Raw genomic sequence first — 2,462 nt, forward strand, 5'->3', positions numbered from 1 at the left:
GCGTGTCCTTCGCCCTGATGGGACTCTATGGCTCAACATGGGGGACAGCTATGCCGCTGATTCCGGCCCGCAGCCGCCAGCTGGCACAAGAAACAAGCATGGACATACCTCACACCATGTGCCGCAGGCGACGTCCGAAATAAACGTGACGTCTGGCCGGTGGCCGCAGCTCATTTTGACGGCGCACATTTTGCAACCTTCCCGCCGGAGCTGATCCGTCCCTGCATCCTGGCAGGTGCTCCGCCAGCTGACGTTGTTCTCGATCCCTTCATGGGAAGCGGCACGACCGCCTTGACAGCTTTGGAAGAAGGGCGGCGCTTTATCGGCATTTAGCTGAACCCGAAGTATGTGAAACTCTCAGCTGCTCGTATCAACAACGCTCTACAACAAGGTATTCAAACCAAACTGGAAATATAAAAAAGCGGACACGTGTCCGCTTTTGTGTGTGGAAAGGAAATGACTATGAAAATTAAAACACTGGAATACATCCACCAGCTCTTGAAAGAGGCAGAAGCCAAAACCAGTGCTGATTGTGAGGCAGCACAACGGCTTCAGGATGAGTATATGGAAAAAGGGATGGAGGAGGAACTGATCAAGTTCCAGGAGGAAACCATGGATCAACTAATGGCAAAAAATCTCGCGGCTGCTTACGCTCTCAAAGATTTTGAAAAAGAGGATTGGTAAATAAAAAAGCGGACACGTGTCCGCTTTTACAGGGAGAGGAACAAGGATGATTGTTGCTTGCACACCGCTTTATGTGCAAATCCTGGAACAAATTGAGGATGAGATCTGCACAGGGAAATGGCAGGAAGGAAAACGGATTCCTTCTGTCAGTGAACTGGCTCACCAGTACCAGGTCGCACCGCAAACAGTAAGCCACAGCCTGCATCTTCTTGTGCAGCGGGGGATTCTCAAACCAAAACGGGGGATCGGTATGGTCATTTGCGCTGGTTCGGTTCAACGACTCAAACAGAAAAAACTGGCTGCGTTTCTTTCCCTGGTATACCGTGCTCGAAAAGAAGCGCAGCTGCTTCAAATCGGACGGGAGGAAATCTCCGCTATGTTAAACTGAGCGGACACGTGTCCGGTTTGCATGCCCTTCTGTAACCGGCAGTCTGCTATGTTCCTCTGCTTTGATATCTGCTCAGTGAAGCTCGGGCCTTTAAAAGCGGACACGTGTCCGCTTTGCACTCTGCCTTGCAAAGCAGATTTTTCCCACCTAAAATAAAAAGAATGTCATTTTTAGGAGGAACAATATGGAAAAACCTACGCTTGAAGTATGGACACACAAATGGCTGCATATCCGCGCACAGTCAAAATGTAAGCCCAGGACTCTTGAAAACTATCTGGATGCCATCCAGCGACTTTTCCGCTGTATCCCGGAATGGAAGGAAAAGGATATGAATGCTATCACCAATCTGGAAATCCAGGCAGCTTTCAATGATATGGGGAAAAAATATGCGCAAAGCACGTTGAATCACATGCGTGTGGTTCTGCGCGGAACATACACGATGGCCTTACAAAATCAGGCCGTGTCCTCCAACCCTGCATCTAATATTTCCATCCCACGATACGCTGCCAAAAAGCAGATACGCGACTTATCCTCCAGGGAGCAAAAACTTGTCGAGCAGGCCGCCGCAGAAGATCCGCTAGGGGATATTATTCTGTTTTTCCTGCGAACCGGCTTGCGGGCCGGAGAGCTTATGGCTCTGAAATGGGAAGATTATTTTGAAATCGGCAGCATCAGCACCATCCGTATCCGCAACAGTAAAACAAAGGCCGGAGATCGGATCCTTCCGCTTACGCAGGAAGCCCGGGAAATCCTCCTCCGTCAGAAAAGAGTTTCGGAGTTTATCTTCACCTCAACAAGAGAAACCCCTCTGACAAAAACCGTATTACGGAAGCTATACGAGAGAATGCGGCAAAGAACAGGCTTAACTTTTGTTTCCAACCACACATACCGTCACGCTTTTGCTACGCGTATGGTCGAAAATAACGTGGACTATAAGGCACTGTCTACCCTGATGGGACATACCGACGTCGCGTTTACACTCAACAGGTATCCCCGTCCCCATCTGGATTTTCTCAGCCAGCAAATGAATCTTATCTCCAAACGCTGAATCAAACAGGAGGATTTTCAGAAAAGCGGACACGTGTCCGCTTTTACCTTTCAACAACAAAAAACAGAGTCCCCTTTTACGGAGACTCTGCGATATCTTCAAAAAGACTTGCTCTTTCCATTATTTAGTGGTATAATATACAAGTAGGTTACCAAAAAAGAAAATAACATTCACTGGCGACGGCTTATCTGGAAAATAAACCGCCGCCCCGCCAGAAGGTATAAACGGTACCGACTGACTTCTGTGAACGCCATTACTGCGTTATATTATAGCGCGTTTTGGATACATTTGTCAAGGTCTGTTCCCTTCTGTGCTGCGGGAATGGACCTTCCTTTTTTGTGT

Annotated in this window: 3 protein-coding genes and 1 pseudogene; all 4 read left to right on the forward strand. The window is 48.3% G+C overall.

The features are described from left to right. Positions 1-147: 147 nt before the first annotated feature. Positions 148-333: pseudogene (locus B5F35_RS17915) on the forward strand (DNA methyltransferase); the annotation flags it as partial. 129 nt (positions 334-462) lie between these two features. Continuing rightward, positions 463-684, forward strand: a complete 222-nt coding sequence (locus B5F35_RS17920; protein WP_087243027.1) for a hypothetical protein — start codon at positions 463-465, stop codon at positions 682-684. 46 nt (positions 685-730) lie between these two features. Beyond that, positions 731-1,072, forward strand: coding sequence for a GntR family transcriptional regulator (locus tag B5F35_RS17925; RefSeq protein WP_087243029.1), 342 nt, complete (start codon positions 731-733; stop codon positions 1,070-1,072). A gap of 184 nt (positions 1,073-1,256) precedes the next feature. Further along, positions 1,257-2,120 (forward strand): tyrosine-type recombinase/integrase, encoded by an 864-nt coding sequence (locus tag B5F35_RS17930; RefSeq protein WP_087243031.1) that lies wholly within the window; start codon positions 1,257-1,259, stop codon positions 2,118-2,120. The last annotated feature ends 342 nt before the right edge of the window (positions 2,121-2,462 follow it).

This window comes from Anaeromassilibacillus sp. An200 (genome assembly GCF_002160025.1).
Taxonomy (GTDB): Bacteria; Bacillota; Clostridia; order Oscillospirales; family Acutalibacteraceae; genus Caccousia; species Caccousia stercoris.